Source organism: Pseudomonas sp. NUPR-001 (assembly GCF_052147955.1).
Lineage (GTDB): Bacteria > Pseudomonadota > Gammaproteobacteria > Pseudomonadales > Pseudomonadaceae > Aquipseudomonas.
In genome coordinates this window covers 4,870,764-4,889,729 of sequence record NZ_CP197353.1, presented here as the reverse complement: position 1 = coordinate 4,889,729, position 18,966 = coordinate 4,870,764, and the positions used below count along the sequence as shown (strand labels likewise).

Here is an 18,966-nt window from a genome sequence, read left to right as displayed (position 1 = left end):
CATGAAGGCAGCAGTCATTCAGATGGTCAGTCAGAGCGATATCCTGGCCAACCTGGAGCAGGCGCGGCGCCTGCTCGAACAGGCGGCAGAGGGCGGTGCGCGGCTGGCGGTGTTGCCAGAGAATTTTGCTGCCATGGGGCGGCGCGACAGTGCTGCCATCGGCCGTGCCGAAGTCTTGGGCCAGGGGCCGATCCTGCCGTGGTTGAAACAGACTGCCCGCGACCTCAAGTTATGGGTGGTGGCCGGCACGCTGCCGTTGCCGCCCGAAGGGCTTGCCGACGCCAAGTCGCACGCCTGTTCGCTGCTGATTGACGAGCATGGCGAGACGGTTGCGCGCTACGACAAGCTGCACCTGTTCGATGTCGATGTTGCCGACAACCGCGGCCGTTATCGGGAGTCTGACGATTATGCCCACGGCAGCCAGGTGGTGGTGGCAGACACCCCAATCGGGCGGCTGGGTTTGAGCGTATGTTATGACTTGCGCTTTCCTGAACTGTACAGCGCCTTGCGCGCCGCCGGCGCCGAAGTGATCACTGCTCCGGCGGCATTCACCGCAGTGACCGGGGCGGCGCATTGGCATGTGCTGATTCGTGCGCGGGCAATCGAAACCCAGTGCTACGTGCTGGCCGCCGCCCAGGGCGGTACACACCCGGGGCCACGGGAAACCTATGGACATGCGGCAATCGTCGATCCCTGGGGGCGTATCGTCGCCGAACAGGACTGCGGCGAGGCCGTGCTGCTGGCCGAACGCGACAGCAGCGAACAGGCGTCCATTCGGGCGCGGATGCCGGTGGCCTTGCACCGGCGCTTTTTCTCGCAGGACGCCTTGCGGCCTGCGCACACCTCGGAGTGACTATGAGCGAGATGTTATCCACTGTCAGCGAGCACTTGCTGGCGCCGGGAGGGCTGACCCTCGATAGCCTGCAGTCAGTGCTGGGAGAGTTGGCCGGACCGGGTATCGATGCTGCCGACCTGTATTTCCAAGGGCAGATTTCCGAATCCTGGGCGCTTGAAGACGGCATCGTCAAAGAAGGCAGCTTCAACCTCGACCAAGGCGTGGGTGTACGTGCCCAGTCCGGTGAGAAAACCGGTTTCGCCTACAGCAACGCGATCAACCTCGAAGCGCTGACATCGGCGGCGCGTGCCGCGCGCTCGATTTCCCGCGCTGGGCAGAACGGCACTGTGCAGGCCTTCAAAAGCCAGGACGTGGTCCAACTGTATGGCACCGACAACCCGCTGGAAGTGATCAGCCGCGCCGAGAAGGTCGAGCTGCTCAAGCGTGTTGATGCCGCTACCCGCGCCCTGGACCCACGGATTCAGCAAGTCACCGTGAGCATGGCCGGGGTCTGGGAGCGCATCCTGATCGCCGCCGCCGACGGTAGCCTGGCAGCCGATGTGCGTCCGCTGGTGCGCTTCAACGTCAGTGTGATCGTTGAGCAGAACGGCCGGCGTGAGCGTGGCGGTCATGGCGGTGGCGGGCGTACCGACTATCGCTATTTCACCGACGAGCGGGTGATGGGCTTTGCCCGTGAAGCCCTGCGTCAGGCCCTGGTCAACCTGGAGGCAATTCCGGCGCCAGCGGGCACCCTGCCAGTGGTGCTGGGGTCCGGCTGGTCTGGCGTGCTGCTGCATGAAGCCGTGGGGCACGGCCTGGAAGGCGACTTCAACCGCAAGGGCAGCTCGGCCTACAGCGGCCATATGGGTGAGAAAGTGGCGTCGAGCCTGTGCACCATTGTCGACGACGGTACCCTGGAAGGCCGTCGTGGCTCGCTGAGCGTGGACGACGAAGGTACCCCCACCGAATGCACCACGCTGATCGAGAACGGCATCCTCAAAGGCTACATGCAGGACAAACTCAATGCCCGCCTGATGGGCATGGCAGTCACCGGTAACGGTCGCCGTGAGTCCTATGCCCACTTGCCCATGCCGCGCATGACCAATACCTACATGCGCGCAGGCGAAAGCGACCCTGAAGAAATCATCAAATCGGTCAAGCGCGGCATCTACTGCGCCAACCTTGGCGGCGGTCAGGTGGATATCACCAGTGGCAAGTTTGTCTTCTCGACCAGCGAAGCCTATCTGATCGAAGACGGCAAAATCACTGCACCGGTCAAAGGCGCGACCCTGATTGGCAATGGTCCCGAAGCCATGAGCCGGGTGTCGATGGTCGGCAACGACCTGTCGCTGGACAGTGGTGTGGGGACGTGTGGCAAGGATGGTCAGTCGGTGCCGGTTGGCGTTGGCCAGCCAACCCTGAAGATCGATGCGATTACCGTGGGTGGCACGGGCGCATGAGGATGAAACCGGGCGGGCAGGGCGCCTGCCCGGTCGCGGGGCTCAACGCAGGCCGCGTTGAACCTCGTCCAGGGTGCGAATGTACTTGAAGATCTTGCGGCTGGCGCTAGGCGGCTTGTTGGTTTTCAGCTCATGCTGGGCCTGGCGGATCAACGAGCGCAGTTGCTGGCGGTCGGCTTCCGGGTATTCCTGGACGAACTTCTCCAGGACTTCATCGGTGCCGTCGATCAGCCGGTCGCGCCAGCGTTCAAGGCCGTGGAAGCGCTCGTTGTACTGGCGAGAGGAGGCATCGAGTTGCTCAAGCAGTGCATTGATCGCGTCGATGTCCTGGTCGCGCATCAGCTTGCCGATGAACGAGCGATGACGGCGTTTAGCCTCGTTCGCCGTGTGCCGCTTGTGCTCTTCGAGGGCCGCGCGCAGCTCGTCGGTCAGAGGCAGTTTGGCCAGGGTGTCGGGCTTGAGCGTGGTAAGGCGCTCGCCCATCTCGACCAACGCCTGCATTTCGCGCTTGATCTGGGTTTTGCTTTTTTCGCCTTCGAAGGCGGTGTCGTAAGAATCAACCATGGGGGCAGTCCGCTGAGAATCGCCGCCATGATAACCAGTCGGGGGCCGCTTGTCCGGCCCGGTCGTAGATTGACCCGTGCCGAACGCAGAATTTGAGTGGAGAAAACCATGAGTTCAGTCCAGAGCGTAGGTCCACAGGCCCTGCCAGCGTTGCAGGAGCAGGTTGAGCAGATCATTGCCGAAGCCAAGCGCCAGGGGGCCAGCGCCTGTGAAGTGGCGGTGTCGCTGGAGCAGGGGTTGTCGACTTCGGTGCGTCAGCGTGAAGTGGAAACCGTGGAGTTCAACCGTGACCAGGGTTTTGGCATCACCCTGTACGTCGGCCAGCGCAAAGGCTCGGCCAGCACTTCGGCCAGCGGCAGCGAGGCGATTCGCGAAACGGTCGCGGCGGCATTGGCGATTGCCAAGCACACCTCCGAGGACGATTGCGCCGGCCTTGCCGATCCAGCCTTGATGGCGCGTGATCTGCCGGACTTCGACCTGTATCACAATTGGGACATCACCCCGGAGCAGGCTATTGAGAAAGCGCTGGCCTGCGAAGCGGCCGCATTCGATACCGATGCGCGGATCAAAAATGCCGACGGCACCACGCTCAATACCCACCAGGGTTGCCGTGTGTATGGCAACAGCAACGGTTTTATCGGTGGCTATGCCTCGACCCGCCACAGCCTGAGCTGCGTGATGATTGCCGAAGCCGACGGGCAGATGCAGCGGGACTACTGGTATGACGTCAATCGCCAGGGTGAATTGCTGGCCGATCCACGCAGCATTGGCCAGCGCGCAGCGCAGCGGGCTGCCAGCCGCCTGGGTGCGCGTCCGGTACCGACCTGCGAGGTGCCGGTGTTGTTCTCCGCCGAGCTGGCTGGGGGCTTGTTTGGCAGTTTCCTGTCGGCGATTTCTGGCGGCAACCTGTACCGCAAGTCATCGTTCCTCGATGGCGCCATGGGCCAGCGCCTGTTCCCCAGCTGGCTGACCCTGGATGAGCGGCCACACTTGATGCGTGCCCTGGGCAGTTCGGCGTTCGACGGCGATGGCCTGGCGACCTACGCCAAACCGTTCGTCGAGAAAGGTGAGCTGGTCTCCTACGTGCTGGGTACTTATTCCGGACGTAAACTCGGCCTGCCGAGCACCGCCAACGCCGGTGGTGTGCACAACCTGTTCGTCACCCATGGCGTTGAAGATCAGGCAGCGCTGATTCGGCGCATGGGGCGTGGGCTGCTGGTGACCGAACTGATGGGGCATGGATTGAACATGGTCACCGGTGACTATTCACGCGGCGCGGCGGGTTACTGGGTGGAGAACGGCGAGATTCAGTTTGCCGTTCAGGAAGTCACGATTGCCGGCAATATGAAAGACATGTTCCAGCAAATTGTCGCGATCGGTAATGATCTGGAAACCCGTAGCAACATCCATACTGGCTCGGTACTGATCGAACGCATGACCGTGGCTGGCAGCTAGATCCTCTGTGGGAGCAACTGTCTTGCTCCACCTGTGGGAGCGGGCTTGCCCCGCGAGGCGATGGGGCTGACAGACCGCTATCGCGGGGCAAGCCCGCTCCTACAGCAATTAGCCCCCACCTACAGGCAACATCAGAGAAGCCCGGCCTTGTGTCGGGCTTTTTGTTTTTCTGCTTTTGCATCCTTGAACTGATTCTGATTATCAATTAATAATGAATATCATTATCTAGGCGATGATGTTCATGAAATCCGTCCTTCACGAATTGCCCTACCTCGAAAACTGGCGCTGGCTCAGCCGCCGCATCCGTTGCGCGATGGAGCCGGACGAGCCGCGCTTGATCGATCACTACCTGGCCGAAGGTCGTTATCTGGTGTGTTGCACCGATACCTCTGCCTGGACCGTCGCCCTGACTTCATTCCGCCTGCTTCTGGACACCGCTTGCGACCAAATGCTGCCTTGGCATTGGCGCTGCCTGTGCCTGGACCAGGCCTGGAAGCCACTGTTGCAGCTACGCAAGCTCGACGGTGGTGAGCACGGCCAGCGTTGGCAGCCATTTGCCCTGCAATTGGCCAACTGCACGCTGCTGCCTTCCATTTCTTTCGCTGAACTGATGCAAGGACTTGATGATGAGTAATACCCGTATCGAGCGTGACAGCATGGGTGAACTGCAGGTGCCGGCCGAGGCCCTGTATGGCGCTCAAACCCAGCGCGCGGTGAACAACTTCCCGATCAGCCAGCAGCGTATGCCAACCCAGTTCATTCGGGCGCTGCTGCTGGCCAAGGCCGCTGCGGCCAAAGCCAACATCGAACTGCAGCAACTGGACGAAGGGCAGGGCACTGCCATCGTCAAGGCGGTTGAACAATTGCTGGCCGGTGACTTCATCCAGCACTTCCCGGTGGACATCTACCAGACCGGTTCGGGCACCAGTTCGAACATGAACGCCAACGAAGTCATCGCCACCCTGGCCAGCCGGATCCTCGGCGACACGGTCAACCCGAACGATCACGTCAACTGTGGGCAAAGCAGCAACGACATTATCCCCACCACGATCCACGTGAGTGCGGCGCTGGCGTTGCATGAGCAGCTGCTGCCAGCGCTCAAGCACCTGGTGCAGGTCATCGAGCGCAAGGCGGTAGAGGTTCACCCCTTCATCAAGACCGGCCGTACCCACTTGATGGATGCCATGCCGGTGCGCATGAGCCAGGTGCTCGGCGGCTGGGCGGCGCAAATCAGGGGCGCCATCGCGCACCTGGAGTCGACTTTGCCGGCGCTGCAGGCACTGGCCCAGGGCGGCACTGCCGTGGGTACCGGTATCAACGCTCATCCTGAGTTTGCCGGACGATTCAGCCAGCAGCTCTCTGCGCTGACCAAGGTGCCGTTCACCCCGGGGCAGAACCTGTTCGCCCTGATCGGCTCGCAGGACACTGCGGTTGCCCTGTCGGGTCAGCTGAAAACCACGGCGGTAGCGCTGATGAAGATCGCCAACGACCTGCGCTGGATGAACTCCGGACCGCTGGCAGGCCTGGGAGAGATTGAATTGGAAGGCTTGCAGCCCGGTTCGTCGATCATGCCTGGCAAGGTCAACCCGGTGATTCCGGAAGCCACCGCCATGGTCGCCGCTCAGGTTATCGGCAACGACGCCACCATCGCCGTGGCCGGGCAGTCGGGCAACTTCGAGCTCAATGTGATGCTACCGATCATTGCCCAGAACCTGCTCAGCAGCATCGAGTTGATGGCCAATGTCAGCCGCCTGCTCGCCGACAAAGCGATTGCCAGCTTCAAGGTCAACGAGCCCAAGCTGAAAGAAGCCTTGGCGCGTAACCCGATCCTGGTCACCGCCCTGAACCCGATCATCGGCTACCAGAAAGCTGCGGAGATCGCCAAGACCGCCTACAAGCAGGGGCGTCCGATCATTGAGGTGGCCCTGGAGCACACCGATCTGCCACGCAGCCAGCTGGAAGTGCTGCTCGACCCGGAAAAGCTCACGGCTGGCGGTATCTGATACCGCACTGGAGGTTTGTCATGCAGCACTGGAAACGCACCACCGAAATTGCCAATCGCCTGTTCGATCAAGGCGAACTGGTCGATGCCCGCGAGTTGTATCTCCAGGCCCTGGCCTTGGCCCAGGTGTTGTTCGAGCGCTGGCATGACGCCGACGAAGCGGTGGCGGTGTGTGTGATTGCACATCACAACCTGGCCGACCTGCACTTGCGTTTGAACCAGCCGCAGGAGAGCGCAGAGTACCTCTGCGCCATCCACCAGCGGTTGTTGCAAGCCATGCAGGACCCTCGGCTGGCGCCAGCGCTGCGCGAAGCGGCGCTGCGCCACAGCAGCAAGACCTACACCGAATTACTGAATTTCATCAGTGAGTACGGCCAGTACCCGCGTACTGAGCGCCTGCTCCATCGCCATGGCCCTCAGCCGGTGGTTATCGCCGGTCAGGAACGCGCAGGGTCTTCAGCTCATCATTACGGAATCCACTGATAATGCCTCATACCTTGCCTGCATTGCCTTACGCCTACAATGCGCTGGAACCGCACATCGACACCCAGACCATGCAGATTCACCACAGCAAGCACCACCAGACCTACATCAATAACCTCAATGCAGCGCTTGAGGGCACCGAATGGGAAAAATGGCCGGTCGAGCAACTGGTGGCCGCAGTCAAACAACTGCCGCAGAACCTGCAGGCCGCAGTGATCAACCAGGGTGGCGGCCATGCCAACCATTCGCTGTTCTGGACGGTCATGTCGCCTCAGGGCGGTGGTGAGCCCCAAGGCTCGGTCGCCAAGGCGATTGATGAGCAATTGGGTGGCTTCGATGCCTTCAAGGAGGCGTTTACCAAGGCTGCACTCACCCGCTTCGGCAGCGGCTGGGCCTGGCTCAGCGTTACCCCGGAGAAGAAACTGGTGGTGGAAAGCAGTGGCAACCAGGACAGCCCGTTGATGAACGGCAACACGCCGATTCTGGGGCTGGACGTGTGGGAACACGCTTACTACCTGCTGTACCAGAACCGCCGTCCTGAATACATCAGCGCCTTCTACAACGTGATCGACTGGTCCGAAGTAGAGCGTCGCTACACCGCCGCCCTCGTGTGAGTCGAACCGGTATGCGCTCGGATGTGATGTCCATTGGTAGTGTGCGCCTGTTTCGCCTGGCGCTGGGGACCTTGTTGCTACTGGTCGGCTGTGCCTTGCTGGTGGCAAAAGGGTTTGCCTGGCTAGACCTTGAGCCGCGGATGATGCGTGCGCTTGAAGGCGGTGCCTTGTGCGCGCTGGGAACGGCATTGGGCGCGGTGCCGGTGCTGGTGATCCGGAGCATGCCGGTAGCCTTGGCCGATACCTTGCTAGGTTTTGGTGCCGGGGTAATGCTGGCGGCCACTGCATTTTCCCTGATCATTCCGGGGCTGGATGCTGCCGCCGCAATTGGCCTGGGGAAATGGGGCGCTGGGGGACTGATCAGTTTCGGTCTGCTGCTTGGCGCCTTCTGCCTTTACCTGGTCGATCTAAAAGTATCCGGCGCCTCACCTGAGGCCTTGGTGGGCAGTACGCAGCAGCCGGTGATCGCTGCACGGATCTGGGTGTTCGTGATCGCCATCATTGCCCACAACATTCCCGAAGGCATGGCCATTGGCGTGTCGGCGGGCGGTGGCATGCCGGATGCCGATAGCCTGGCGATGGGCATCGCCTTGCAGGATGTACCCGAAGGCCTGGTCATTGCGCTGGTGCTGGCTGGGGCCGGGATGGCGCGCTTCAAGGCGTTTGCCATTGGTGCGGCGTCCGGGTTGGTCGAGCCGTTGGCGGCAGTGATCTGCGCCTGGCTGGTGACGGTGGCCGAGTTGTTGCTGCCGTTAGGGCTAGCCTGTGCGGCGGGCGCGATGTTGCTGGTGGTGACTCAGGAAATCATTCCTGAATCACGCAGCAATGGCCATCATCGCCTGGCGAGCCTGGGGCTGTGCATTGGCTTCTGTTTGATGATGGTGATGGATACGGCGATGGCGTGAGGCGAAGCGAGGGCGGTTACTCGCCCTCGTCAAAGTAGTTGTTGATCAGTTCGACCAGCGCATCGAGTGCTGCGTCTTCTTCTTCACCCTCAGTGTGCAGGTGCACCTGGGTGCCTTTACCGGCGGCGAGCATCATCACCGCCATGATGCTCTTGCCGTCGATCATTTTTTCTGGCGCACGACCGATACGCACTGCACAGGGGAAGCGTCCGGCCACGCCGACAAACTTTGCCGCAGCCCGGGCGTGCAGCCCCAGCTTGTTGATGATGGTGATTTCACGAGCGGGCATCGCGGCGGTGGTCCTGTGGGCTAGAGGTCGCGGTGGCGAACCTGGACGTTCTTCAGAGATTGCTGCAGCAACTGGCCCAGGCGCTCGGTGAGGTACACCGAACGGTGGTGACCACCGGTACAGCCAATGGCAATGGTGACATACGCGCGGTTACTGGCGGCGAAGCGCGGCAACCACTTGAGCAGGTAACTGGAGATGTCCTGGAACATTTCCTCGACATCGGGCTGGGCGGCCAGGTACTCGATCACTGGCTGCTCCAGGCCGGAATGCTCACGCAGCTCCGGTTTCCAATACGGGTTGGGCAGGCAGCGCACATCGAACACCAGGTCGGCATCGACCGGCATGCCGCGCTTGAAGCCGAACGACTCGACCAGAAACGCAGTACCGGGCTCCGGCTGGTTCAGCAGACGCAGTTTGATCGAGTCACGCAACTGATACAGGTTCAGGTTGGTGGTGTCGATTTTCAGGTCGGCAAGGTCGGCAATCGGCCCCAACAAGTCACTCTCGACCCGGATCGCTTCGGCCAGCGAGCGATTGGCGTTGGTCAGTGGGTGACGTCTGCGGGTTTCGGAAAAACGCTTGAGCAGGGTGTCTTCATCGGCGTCCAGGTACAGTACATCGCACTGGATATGCCGACTGCGTGCATCTTCAAGCAGCTCGGGGAAGCGTGTCAGGTGGCTGGGCAGGTTGCGGGCATCGATCGATACCGCCACTTTGGGCTGCATCAGCTCGGTGTTGATCAGGGCATTTTCCGCCAATTGCGGAAGCAGCCCTGCCGGCAAGTTATCGATGCAGTAGTAACCGTTGTCCTCCAGAACTGCGAGGGCGGTGCTCTTGCCGGAGCCGGATCGGCCACTGACGATAATTAGGCGCATAGTTTAAAGCCCGTTTTGTGCGTCCAGTACAACCTGGTACAGGGCTTCACTGCTATCGGCGGCACGCAGCCGGTCACGCACGACCTTTTGGTCAAGCATGCTGGCAATTTGGCGCAAAAGCTCAAGGTGCGCATCGGTGGCCGCTTCTGGAACCAGCAGGACAAACAGCAAATCGACCGGGGCGCCATCGATGGCGTCGAAGTCGATCGGTGCATCCAGGTGCATCAGGGCGCTGATGGGGGATGAGCAGCCTTTGAGGCGGCAATGTGGAATGGCAATGCCATTACCAAAACCAGTCGACCCGAGTTTCTCCCGGGCAACCAGGCTTTCAAAAACGTCTTGCATCTCCAGGTCCGGGGCTTCCCGGTTGATCAGCGTGGCGATTTCCTGGAGTACGCGCTTTTTACTGCCACCCGGCACGTTCACCAGGGAACGGCCGGGGGTCAGGATGGTTTCAAGTCGGATCATGGATGAGGGGGATCAGCGGGCCGCTGCACCTTGCAGCAGGCTTTGCTGTTTTTCCTTGTGTTTTTTCAGTTGGCGGTCGAGCTTGTCGGTCAAGGCGTCGATCGCTGCATACATGTCTGAGTGTTCGGCATTTGCAACCACTTCGCCGCCGGGAATAAACAGCGTCGCTTCAATTTTCTGCTGCAGTTTCTCGACCTTCATGATCACCGTTACGTTGGTGATCTTGTCAAAGTGTCCTTCCAGCCGCTTCAGTTTCTGTTCGACGTACTCGCGCAGCGGTTGGGTGACTTCTACATGCTGTCCACTGATATTGACTTGCATACAGCTTCTCCTTTGTTGCCCGTGCATAAGAGGCAGGTGTTGCGCCTGCCACTGAACTGCGGTGGTTATCTCAGGGGCTACATCAGTCGCTTGCGTTCACTCGACGGTGCGATGCCGAGGGACTCGCGGTACTTGGCGACGGTGCGACGGGCTACCTGGATACCTTGTGCCTCCAGTAAACCAGCGATCTTGCTGTCACTCAATGGCTTTTTCTGATTTTCCGCAGCAACCAGTTTTTTGATGATCGCGCGGATCGCTGTAGACGAGCATTCACCGCCTTCGGAGGTGCTCACGTGGCTGGAGAAAAAGTACTTCAGCTCGTAAATTCCGCGCGGGGTATGCATGTATTTCTGGGTGGTGACCCGGGAAATGGTCGACTCGTGCATGCCCACCGCTTCAGCGATGTCGTGCAGCACCAGCGGCTTCATGGCTTCGTCGCCATGGTCGAGGAACCCGCGTTGGTGCTCGACGATCTGGGTGGCGACCTTCATCAGGGTTTCGTTGCGGCTTTGCAGGCTCTTGATGAACCAGCGGGCTTCCTGCAACTGGTTGCGCATGAAGGTGTTGTCGGCGCTGGTGTCGGCGCGGCGGACGAAGCCGGCGTACTGCGGGTTGACCCGCAAGCGTGGCACGGCTTCCTGGTTGAGCTCGACCACCCAGCGCTCGCTGTCTTTGCGCACGATGACATCGGGCACCACGTACTCAGCTTCACTGGATTCGATCTGCGAGCCGGGGCGTGGGTTGAGGCTCTGAACCAGTTCGATGACCTGGCGCAGCTCGTCTTCCTTGAGCTTCATGCGGCGCATCAGCTGGCTGTAGTCGCGGCTGCCGAGCAAGTCGATGTAGTCACGTACCAGGCGCTGTGCCTCGGCCATCCACGGGGTGCTGGCGGGCAGTTGGCGCAGTTGCAGCAGCAGGCATTCGCTGAGGTTGCGGGCGGCGACGCCGGCAGGCTCGAATTGCTGAATGCGGTGCAACACCGCTTCAACTTCATCGAGCTCGATATCCAGTTCGGGGTCGAACGACTCGCAGATTTCCTCGAGGGTTTCGTCGAGGTAGCCCTGGTTGTTGATGCAGTCGATCAGGGTGACGGCAATCAGCCGGTCAGTGTCGGACATCGGCGCCAGGTTCAACTGCCAGAGCAGGTGGCTTTGCAGACTCTCGCCCGCCGAAGTACGGGTGGTGAAGTCCCACTCGTCATCGTCGTTGCTGGGCAGGCTGCTGGCGCTGGTCTGGTAGATATCTTCCCAGGCGGTGTCGACCGGTAGCTCGTTGGGAATGCGCTCGCTCCATTCGCCGTCTTCCAGGTTGTCCACGGTTTGCGTGGTTTCCTGGAAGCTGGTGTCCTGAACTTCGGCAACAGGCTTGTTCTCGGCGTTGTCGGCCATCGGGTCGCTGTTGTCGAAGTCGTCGCCGTCTTCCTGACGTTCGAGCATCGGGTTGGATTCCAGCGCTTCCTGGATTTCCTGCTGGAGGTCCAGGGTAGACAGCTGGAGTAAGCGGATGGCCTGTTGCAACTGCGGGGTCATCGTCAGTTGCTGGCCCATTCTTAGGACGAGCGATGGTTTCATGGCAGGGGCTTAACACCTTTGTCGCCGGCGCACATGCGCCATCCACTACTAGGGCACCGAAGCGCCAATTTTAAGCAAGTTATATGCCTGAAATTGGAGCGTTTGCCTAGGGTGCTGTAACAATTAAGCCGGTTTTCACCGGGCCAGCCACCCAAGGCAAGCGCTGTGTCGCTTCGAACTTACAAGCGGAACTCGTGGCCCAGATACACCTCTTTGACCAGGTCGTTGGCCAGGATGGTTTCTGCATCGCCTTCGGCAATCAGCTGACCATCGTTGACGATGTAAGCGGTTTCGCAGATATCCAGCGTCTCGCGGACGTTGTGGTCGGTGATCAGTACACCGATGCCCTTGGCCTTGAGGTGGTGGATGATCTGCTTGATGTCGCCAACCGAAATCGGGTCGACACCGGCAAAGGGTTCGTCGAGCAGGATGAACTTCGGCGCAGTGGCCAGGGCGCGGGCGATCTCCACGCGGCGACGTTCGCCGCCGGAAAGGCTCATGCCGAGGTTGTCGCGAATGTGGCTGATGTGGAATTCCTGCAGCAGGCTTTCCAGCTCCTTGCGACGCCCGGCGGTATCGAGATCTTTGCGGGTTTCGAGGATCGCCATGATGTTGTCGGCAACCGACAGCTTGCGAAAGATCGACGCTTCCTGAGGCAGGTAGCCGATGCCAGCACGGGCGCGGCCGTGCATGGGCTGGTGGCTGACATCCAGGTCGTCGATCAGGACGCGGCCCTGATCGGCCTGAACCAGGCCGACGATCATGTAGAAGCAGGTGGTTTTGCCGGCGCCGTTAGGGCCGAGCAGGCCGACGATCTGGCCGCTGTCGATCGACATGCTGACATCGCGGACCACTTGTCGGCTCTTGTAGCTCTTGGCCAGGTGCTGGGCTTTGAGGGTCGCCATTTACTCGGCCTTCTTCTTCGGCTGGATCACCATGTCGATACGCTGACGTGGGGTGGTGACGTTACCGCCACGACCGGCAGTCGCTACCTGGGACTTGGTGTTGTAGACGATCTTCTCGCCTTCGGTGGTATTGCCTTCATTGACCACTTTGGCGCGGTCGGTCAGCACCACCAGGTCTTTTTGCGCCTGGTACTGGATGGTAACGGCATAGCCTTGCATCTTGTCTGGCTTGGCAGCGCTCTGTTGCTGCTCGAAGTAGGCCAGGTTGCCCACCGAGGTCACCACGTCGATGTCGCCGGATTCGGCGCGAGTGATGGTTACGGTGTTGCCTTTGATCATCATCGAACCCTGGGTGATGATGACGTCGCCGGTGTAGGTGGCAACCCCTTTCTTGTCATCCAGGTGCGCGTTGTCAGCCTGAATGCGGATAGGCTGGTCGCGGTCGTTCGGCAGGGCCCAGGCGCTCGCGCTTCCCAGTGCTGCGCTCAGGCTGAGCAAAAAGGGGAGGGTTTTAACGAGCCTCATACTGTCCTCTTACGTTGGACAGCAGGTCCATCCTGCCGTCTTTCAAATACGCTTTCATTCCGTTGCCCGTAGTTACGCCGTCGGCGCCGTCGATTCTAACGGCTTGCTCGGTTTGCGCATATTGCTTCTGCGGGAACACCGTCATCCGGCTGGTGGTAATGATCATGGTGCGGTTTTTTTCGTCGGTGCGGGCAACCCGCACAGAATCGATCAGTTCCACTTCTGAGCCGTCAGGGTTGACCTCACCTTTCTCGCTTTGCACATGCCAAGGGTAGGTGGTGCCACGGTACATTTGCAGGTCGGGCTTGGTCAGCAGGGTGACCTCGCTGACCATCAAATGCTCCACTTTGTCGGCGGTCATTTCGTACTGCATTTTGCCGTCAGGCAAAAACTGCACGCTGTGGGCGTTGGTGGCGTAATAGTCGATGGCCTTTTCGTCGACACGGGCTACCGGCTTGTCGAGAAAGCTTTCAGGGCCGATGTTCCAGTAGCCGACTGCCACCAGCAAGGCGGTAATCACACTGAACAGCGCAATGGTGCGGATTTTTTTACTGAACATGTGTCGCTCTACAGGTAATTGGCGTTGGCCGCGTCGAGATTGCCCTGGGCTTGCAGGATCAACTCGCAGAATTCGCGGGCGGCGCCTTCACCGCCACGGGCCTGGGTGATCCCGTGGGCGTGCTCGCGGACAAAGGCTGCAGCGTTGGCCACGGCCATGCCCAGGCCAACGCGGCGGATCACCGGCAGGTCTGGCAGGTCGTCGCCCAGATAGGCAACCTGTTCATAGCTTAGGTTGAGTTGGCCGAGAAGCTCGTCCAATACCACCAATTTATCTTCACGGCCCTGATACAGGTGGGGGATGCCGAGGTTCTTGGCGCGGCGCTCGACCACCGGGGTCTTGCGCCCACTGATGATTGCCGTGGTTACGCCCGAGGCCATGAGCATCTTGATGCCCTGGCCGTCGAGGGTGTTGAAGGTCTTGAATTCGCTGCCGTCTTCGAGGAAGTACAGGCGGCCATCAGTCAGTACGCCATCCACGTCGAACACAGCCAGTTTGATGGCCTTGCCGCGCTGGAGCAGGTCGTGGCTCATTTACATCACTCCCGCACGCAACAGGTCGTGCATGTTCAGGGCGCCAACCGGGCGCTCGTCCTTGTCGATGACCACCAGTGCGCTGATCTTGTGGTCTTCCATGATTTTCAGGGCTTCGGCGGCAAGCATTTCGGCGCGGGCGGTTTTGCCATGCACGGTCATGACCGCTTCGATCAGGGTGCTGTGCACGTCGATATTGCGGTCCAGGCTGCGGCGCAAGTCGCCGTCAGTGAAGATCCCGGCCAGCCGTCCGTCGGCTTCGACCACAACCGTCATGCCCAAACCTTTGCGGGACATTTCAAGTAGTGCGTCTTTGAGCAGGGTGCCGCGTTGCACCTGAGGCAGTTCATCGCCAGCGTGCATGACGTTCTCGACCTTCAGCAGCAGGCGGCGGCCCAAGGCGCCGCCCGGGTGCGAGAAGGCGAAGTCTTCAGCGGTGAAGCCGCGTGCTTCGAGCAGGGCAATCGCCAGGGCGTCGCCCAGTACCAGCGCAGCAGTGGTCGAGGAGGTCGGTGCCAGATTCAATGGGCAGGCTTCCTGGGCGACGCGCGCATCAAGGTTGACCTCGGCGGCTTTGGCCAGCGGCGAGTCAGGGTTGCCGGTCAGGCTGATCAGCTGGATGCCGAGGCGTTTGATCAGCGGCAGCAGGGTAACGATCTCGTTGGTCGACCCGGAGTTGGACAGGGCAAGAATGACGTCGTCGCGGGTGATCATGCCCATGTCGCCATGGCTGGCTTCGGCCGGGTGAACGAAGAAGGCCGGTGTACCGGTGCTGGCCAGCGTCGCGGCGATCTTGTTGCCGATATGCCCGGACTTGCCCATGCCGACCACCACGACCCGGCCTTTACTGGCCAGGATCAGCTCGCACGCCTTGACGAAATCGGCGTCGATGTGGGCAAGCAAGCCCTCAACCGCTTCAAGTTCGAAACGAATGGTGCGCTGCGCGGATTGGATCAGGTCGCTGGATTGGCTCATGTCGAAAATCGGATTGCCTGATGAAAAGGCGGCGATTATAGCGGTAATGCGCAAATCCCTCACCTTGTGATTGTCATACAGTCGCCGAGCAACCTTAACCCAGCCTGAACAAGCACTGCGCTGGCCTTGGGGCGCTGCTATCAGCGATGGTATAGTTCGCCGCCTGTTCGGCCCGCTCAGGGCGTGCGTGTCTCCATGAAGGGGGCGCGCGTCTGAGTGAGAAGGCTGCATTGCAAGGAGTCTAGATGAGCGTTGATAACGCCTACGCGGTCGAGCTGAAGGGTGTGACCTTCAAGCGCGGTTCGCGCAGTATCTTCAATAATGTCGATATTCGCATTCCCCGCGGCAAGGTCACCGGCATCATGGGACCTTCCGGGTGCGGCAAGACCACACTGTTGCGTCTGATGGGCGCACAGTTGCGCCCGTCCAGCGGTGAAGTCTGGGTGGCCGGGCAAAATCTGCCTGCGCTGTCGCGCAGCGACCTGTTCGATGCACGCAAGCAGATGGGCGTGCTGTTCCAGAGCGGTGCGCTGTTCACCGACCTGGATGTGTTCGAGAACGTCGCGTTCCCGCTGCGGGTGCATACCCAGCTGTCCGATGAAATGATCCGTGACATCGTCTTGATGAAGCTGCAGGCCGTGGGCTTGCGCGGTGCCATCGAGCTGATGCCAGACGAATTGTCCGGTGGCATGAAGCGCCGCGTAGCGCTGGCCCGGGCCATTGCCCTGGACCCACAGATCCTCATGTACGACGAGCCCTTCGTTGGCCAGGACCCGATCGCCATGGGCGTGTTGGTGCGCCTGATCCGCCTGCTCAACGATGCCTTGGGCATTACCAGCATCGTGGTGTCTCACGACCTGGCCGAGACCGCCAGTATTGCTGACTACATTTATGTGGTCGGCGATGGTCAGGTGCTGGGGCAGGGCACGCCGGACGAGTTGATGGGCTCCGATAACCCGCGCATTCGCCAATTCATGAAAGGCGACCCGGATGGCCCGGTGCCCTTTCACTTTCCTGCGCCGGATTACCGCGCCGATCTTCTGGGGAAGCGTTGATGCGCAGAAAATCCTTACTCGAACGCATTCGTCGCTTCGGCCGCTCGGCCATTGACGTGCTGGCCGTGCTCGGCCGTTCGTTCCTGTTCCTGTTGCACTCGCTGGTCGGGCGCAGCGGGACCGGTGGCGGCTTTCAATTGCTGGTCAAGCAGCTGTACTCCGTCGGTGTGTTGTCGCTGGCGATCATCGTCGTTTCCGGGGTGTTCATCGGTATGGTGCTGGCCCTGCAAGGGTTCAGCATCCTGACCAAGTACGGCTCGGAACAGGCCGTCGGGCAGATGGTTGCGCTGACCTTGCTGCGTGAGCTGGGGCCGGTGGTTACCGCCTTGTTGTTCGCCGGGCGTGCCGGTTCGGCATTGACCGCCGAGATCGGCAACATGAAGTCCACCGAGCAGTTGTCCAGCCTGGAAATGATCGGTGTCGATCCACTTAAATACATCGTTGCGCCGCGCCTGTGGGCCGGTTTCATCTCGCTGCCGTTGCTGGCGCTGATTTTCAGCGTGGTCGGTATCTGGGGTGGCTCGTGGGTGGCGGTGGACTGGCTGGGCGTTTATGAAGGCTCGTTCTGGGCGAACATGCAAAACAGCGTGTCGTTCACCGACGATGTTCTCAATGGCGTGATCAAAAGCCTGGTTTTTGCCTTTGTTGTTACCTGGATTGCCGTATTCCAGGGGTATGACTGCGAGCCCACCTCAGAGGGGATCAGCCGTGCCACCACCAAGACCGTGGTCTATGCCTCATTGGCAGTTCTGGGTCTGGACTTTATTCTGACCGCCTTGATGTTTGGAGATTTCTGATGCAAAACCGCACCCTGGAAATCGGTGTCGGCCTGTTCCTCCTGGCCGGGATACTGGCGCTGATCCTGCTGGCCCTGCGCGTCAGCGGCCTGTCGGCAAGCCCGAGCAGCGATACCTATAAAGTTTATGCAAACTTCGACAATATCGCCGGTTTGACGGTCAGAGCTAAAGTGACCATGGCCGGTGTGACCATCGGCAAGGTCACGGCCATCGATCTGGATCGTGATACCTACACCGGTCGGGTGACGTTGCAGCTGGAAAAACGCGTAGACAACCTGCCTACCGACTCCACTGCATCTATCCTCACCGCTGGGTTGCTCGGCGAGAAGTACATTGGTATCAGCGTGGGCGGAGAAGAATCGATGCTCAAGGATGGTGCAACCATCCACGACACTCAGTCGGCGCTGGTGCTGGAAGATCTGATTGGCAAGTTCCTGCTCAATACCGTTGGCAAAGAAGCTAAATAAGGAGTTTCCATGATTTCTATCCTGCGACGCGGCTTGCTGGTACTGCTGGCTGCATTGCCGTTGGTGGCTGGCGCAGCTGCCCAGTCGCCCAAAGAAGTGATTCAGGGCACAACCAACCAGTTGCTGGCCGACCTCAAGGCCAACAAGGAGCAATACAAGGCCAACCCAAGTGCCTTCTATGAGGCCTTGAACAACAACCTCGGTCCGGTGGTGGATGCCGATGGCATCTCGAAAAGCATCATGACCGTGAAGTACTCGCGCAAAGCCACTCCGGAGCAGATGCAGCGCTTCCAGGAGAACTTCAAGCGCAGCCTGATGCAGTTCTATGGCAATGCCTTGCTTGAGTACAACAACCAGGGCATCACCGTGGGCAACGCCAAGGCCGATGGCGAGGACCGTGCCAGCGTCGATATGACCGTCAAGGGCAACAATGGCGCTATCTACCCGGTTTCCTACACCATGACCAAGCTCAATGGTGAGTGGAAAGTGCGTAACGTCATCGTCAATGGCATCAACATCGGCAAGCTGTTCCGTGACCAGTTCGCCGATGCCATGAATCGCAATGGCAACGACCTGGACAAGACCATCGACGGTTGGGCGGGCGAAGTGGCCAAGGCCAAGGAAGCCGCCGAGAAGCAAGAGCAATGAGTCAGAGCAGTGTGGCGATGACCGAGCCAGGCCTGCTGAGCCTGGCCGGAGTGCTCGACTACCGCAGCGGGCCGGTATTGCGCAAACAGGGCCAGGCCTTGATCGCGTCGTGCAAGGCCGCAACCCTGGTGCTTGATTGCGCGCAGGTAGAGAAGTCGAGCAGCGTTGGCCTGTCCTTGTTGCTGGCATTCATGCGTGATGGCAAGGCGGCTGGCAAGGCGGTCGAGGTGCGCGCCATGCCGCAGGACATGCGCGAAATCGCTGAGGTTTATGACCTCGAAGAAGTGCTGGCCGGTCAATGACCACCAGCAAGTAACTGGCCCCTCCGTCAGAGTCTCCGTTTACGGGGTTCGCAGGCGAGGGGCTTTTTTGTATGATGGCCGACCCGCGCGCACTGGGCGCCGATTGAGGTTGAGCATGCAGGCCGTAGAAGTTAAGAACTTCCTTGAAGAAAAGTTGCCGGGAACCCGGGTCGAAGTTGAAGGCGAAGGCTGCAACTTCCAGTTGAACGTGATCAGCGACGAGTTGGCGGCCCTGAGCCCGGTCAAGCGTCAGCAGCAGATCTATGCTCATCTTAATCCGTGGATCACCGATGGCAGCATCCATGCGGTAACCATGAAATTTTTCAGCAGCGCAGCCTGGGCTGAGCGCAACTGAGCC

General features: G+C 60.3%; 25 protein-coding genes. 14 read left to right on the top strand and 11 right to left on the bottom strand.

Annotated features, from left to right (window positions below; all coding sequences use genetic code 11):
- The first annotated feature begins 1 nt into the window (after position 1).
- Together ACP6KB_RS22405 and tldD are read left to right on the top strand one after the other, a co-directional pair.
- On the top strand, positions 2-853 hold the full coding sequence (locus ACP6KB_RS22405) for a carbon-nitrogen hydrolase family protein (protein ID WP_442109441.1): 852 nt from the start codon (positions 2-4) through the stop codon (positions 851-853).
- A gap of 2 nt (positions 854-855) precedes the next feature.
- Complete coding sequence (gene tldD, locus ACP6KB_RS22400; protein ID WP_442109440.1) at positions 856-2,295, top strand: metalloprotease TldD; 1,440 nt, start codon at positions 856-858, stop codon at positions 2,293-2,295.
- A 42-nt stretch (positions 2,296-2,337) separates the two neighbouring features.
- On the opposite strand, the gene yjgA is transcribed toward tldD, so the two are convergent.
- Complete coding sequence (yjgA, locus tag ACP6KB_RS22395) at positions 2,338-2,859, bottom strand: ribosome biogenesis factor YjgA (protein ID WP_442109439.1); 522 nt, start codon at positions 2,857-2,859, stop codon at positions 2,338-2,340.
- A gap of 108 nt (positions 2,860-2,967) precedes the next feature.
- Between yjgA and pmbA the strand changes: the two genes are divergently transcribed.
- From pmbA to ACP6KB_RS22365, 6 genes are all read left to right on the top strand, one after another.
- Entirely contained in the window at positions 2,968-4,314 is a 1,347-nt protein-coding gene (gene pmbA, locus ACP6KB_RS22390) for a metalloprotease PmbA (protein ID WP_442109438.1), read from the top strand.
- A 232-nt stretch (positions 4,315-4,546) separates the two neighbouring features.
- Positions 4,547-4,948 carry a FagA protein gene (locus ACP6KB_RS22385; RefSeq protein WP_442109437.1) on the top strand — a complete coding sequence of 134 codons (402 nt, stop codon included), beginning with the start codon at positions 4,547-4,549 and terminating at the stop codon, positions 4,946-4,948.
- Positions 4,941-6,317, top strand: coding sequence for a class II fumarate hydratase FumC (gene fumC, locus ACP6KB_RS22380; protein ID WP_442109436.1), 1,377 nt, complete (start codon positions 4,941-4,943; stop codon positions 6,315-6,317). Before ACP6KB_RS22385 ends, fumC begins: the two co-directional genes overlap by 8 nt.
- Positions 6,318-6,337: 20 nt before the next feature.
- Positions 6,338-6,799 carry a hypothetical protein gene (locus ACP6KB_RS22375; RefSeq protein ID WP_442109435.1) on the top strand — a complete coding sequence of 154 codons (462 nt, stop codon included), beginning with the start codon at positions 6,338-6,340 and terminating at the stop codon, positions 6,797-6,799.
- Between the two features lie 2 nt (positions 6,800-6,801).
- Positions 6,802-7,413, top strand: coding sequence for a superoxide dismutase (locus tag ACP6KB_RS22370; protein WP_442109434.1), 612 nt, complete (start codon positions 6,802-6,804; stop codon positions 7,411-7,413).
- Between the two features lie 11 nt (positions 7,414-7,424).
- Positions 7,425-8,318: a ZIP family metal transporter gene (locus ACP6KB_RS22365; protein ID WP_442109433.1), complete on the top strand. Its 894-nt coding sequence runs from the start codon at positions 7,425-7,427 to the stop codon at positions 8,316-8,318.
- Positions 8,319-8,334: 16 nt separating this feature from the next.
- On the opposite strand, the gene ACP6KB_RS22360 is transcribed toward ACP6KB_RS22365, so the two are convergent.
- From ACP6KB_RS22360 to ACP6KB_RS22315, 10 genes are all read right to left on the bottom strand, one after another.
- Complete coding sequence (locus ACP6KB_RS22360; protein ID WP_442109432.1) at positions 8,335-8,607, bottom strand: HPr family phosphocarrier protein; 273 nt, start codon at positions 8,605-8,607, stop codon at positions 8,335-8,337.
- A 20-nt stretch (positions 8,608-8,627) separates the two neighbouring features.
- Entirely contained in the window at positions 8,628-9,482 is an 855-nt protein-coding gene (gene rapZ, locus ACP6KB_RS22355; RefSeq protein WP_442109431.1) for an RNase adapter RapZ, read from the bottom strand.
- 3 nt (positions 9,483-9,485) lie between these two features.
- Positions 9,486-9,950: a PTS IIA-like nitrogen regulatory protein PtsN gene (ptsN, locus tag ACP6KB_RS22350; RefSeq protein WP_442109430.1), complete on the bottom strand. Its 465-nt coding sequence runs from the start codon at positions 9,948-9,950 to the stop codon at positions 9,486-9,488.
- Between the two features lie 12 nt (positions 9,951-9,962).
- Complete coding sequence (hpf, locus tag ACP6KB_RS22345; RefSeq protein ID WP_133217063.1) at positions 9,963-10,271, bottom strand: ribosome hibernation-promoting factor, HPF/YfiA family; 309 nt, start codon at positions 10,269-10,271, stop codon at positions 9,963-9,965.
- 77 nt (positions 10,272-10,348) lie between these two features.
- Positions 10,349-11,842 (bottom strand): RNA polymerase factor sigma-54, encoded by a 1,494-nt coding sequence (locus ACP6KB_RS22340; protein ID WP_442109429.1) that lies wholly within the window; start codon positions 11,840-11,842, stop codon positions 10,349-10,351.
- A gap of 179 nt (positions 11,843-12,021) precedes the next feature.
- On the bottom strand, positions 12,022-12,747 hold the full coding sequence (lptB, locus tag ACP6KB_RS22335) for an LPS export ABC transporter ATP-binding protein (protein ID WP_442109428.1): 726 nt from the start codon (positions 12,745-12,747) through the stop codon (positions 12,022-12,024).
- Entirely contained in the window at positions 12,748-13,272 is a 525-nt protein-coding gene (lptA, locus tag ACP6KB_RS22330; protein WP_133217060.1) for a lipopolysaccharide transport periplasmic protein LptA, read from the bottom strand.
- Positions 13,259-13,831, bottom strand: coding sequence for an LPS export ABC transporter periplasmic protein LptC (gene lptC / locus ACP6KB_RS22325; RefSeq protein WP_442109427.1), 573 nt, complete (start codon positions 13,829-13,831; stop codon positions 13,259-13,261). The genes lptA and lptC overlap by 14 nt, the downstream gene beginning before the upstream one ends.
- An 8-nt stretch (positions 13,832-13,839) precedes the next feature.
- Positions 13,840-14,364: a KdsC family phosphatase gene (locus ACP6KB_RS22320; protein ID WP_442109426.1), complete on the bottom strand. Its 525-nt coding sequence runs from the start codon at positions 14,362-14,364 to the stop codon at positions 13,840-13,842.
- Positions 14,365-15,339: a KpsF/GutQ family sugar-phosphate isomerase gene (locus ACP6KB_RS22315; protein WP_442109425.1), complete on the bottom strand. Its 975-nt coding sequence runs from the start codon at positions 15,337-15,339 to the stop codon at positions 14,365-14,367. It lies immediately after the preceding gene.
- A gap of 245 nt (positions 15,340-15,584) precedes the next feature.
- Between ACP6KB_RS22315 and ACP6KB_RS22310 the strand changes: the two genes are divergently transcribed.
- The 6 genes from ACP6KB_RS22310 to ACP6KB_RS22285 all read left to right on the top strand — a co-directional run bounded on the left by ACP6KB_RS22310 (position 15,585) and on the right by ACP6KB_RS22285 (position 18,963).
- Positions 15,585-16,394 (top strand): ATP-binding cassette domain-containing protein, encoded by an 810-nt coding sequence (locus tag ACP6KB_RS22310; protein ID WP_442109424.1) that lies wholly within the window; start codon positions 15,585-15,587, stop codon positions 16,392-16,394.
- Complete coding sequence (gene mlaE, locus ACP6KB_RS22305; RefSeq protein WP_442109423.1) at positions 16,394-17,191, top strand: lipid asymmetry maintenance ABC transporter permease subunit MlaE; 798 nt, start codon at positions 16,394-16,396, stop codon at positions 17,189-17,191. Before ACP6KB_RS22310 ends, mlaE begins: the two co-directional genes overlap by 1 nt.
- A complete protein-coding gene (mlaD, locus tag ACP6KB_RS22300) occupies positions 17,191-17,658 on the top strand; it encodes an outer membrane lipid asymmetry maintenance protein MlaD (RefSeq protein ID WP_442109422.1) in 468 nt (155 codons plus the stop codon). Before mlaE ends, mlaD begins: the two co-directional genes overlap by 1 nt.
- Before the next feature lie 9 nt (positions 17,659-17,667).
- Entirely contained in the window at positions 17,668-18,306 is a 639-nt protein-coding gene (locus tag ACP6KB_RS22295; protein ID WP_442109421.1) for an MlaC/ttg2D family ABC transporter substrate-binding protein, read from the top strand.
- Positions 18,303-18,608, top strand: a complete 306-nt coding sequence (locus tag ACP6KB_RS22290; RefSeq protein ID WP_442109420.1) for an STAS domain-containing protein — start codon at positions 18,303-18,305, stop codon at positions 18,606-18,608. Before ACP6KB_RS22295 ends, ACP6KB_RS22290 begins: the two co-directional genes overlap by 4 nt.
- 115 nt (positions 18,609-18,723) lie before the next feature.
- Positions 18,724-18,963 carry a BolA family protein gene (locus tag ACP6KB_RS22285; protein WP_028942843.1) on the top strand — a complete coding sequence of 80 codons (240 nt, stop codon included), beginning with the start codon at positions 18,724-18,726 and terminating at the stop codon, positions 18,961-18,963.
- Positions 18,964-18,966 lie beyond the last annotated feature (3 nt).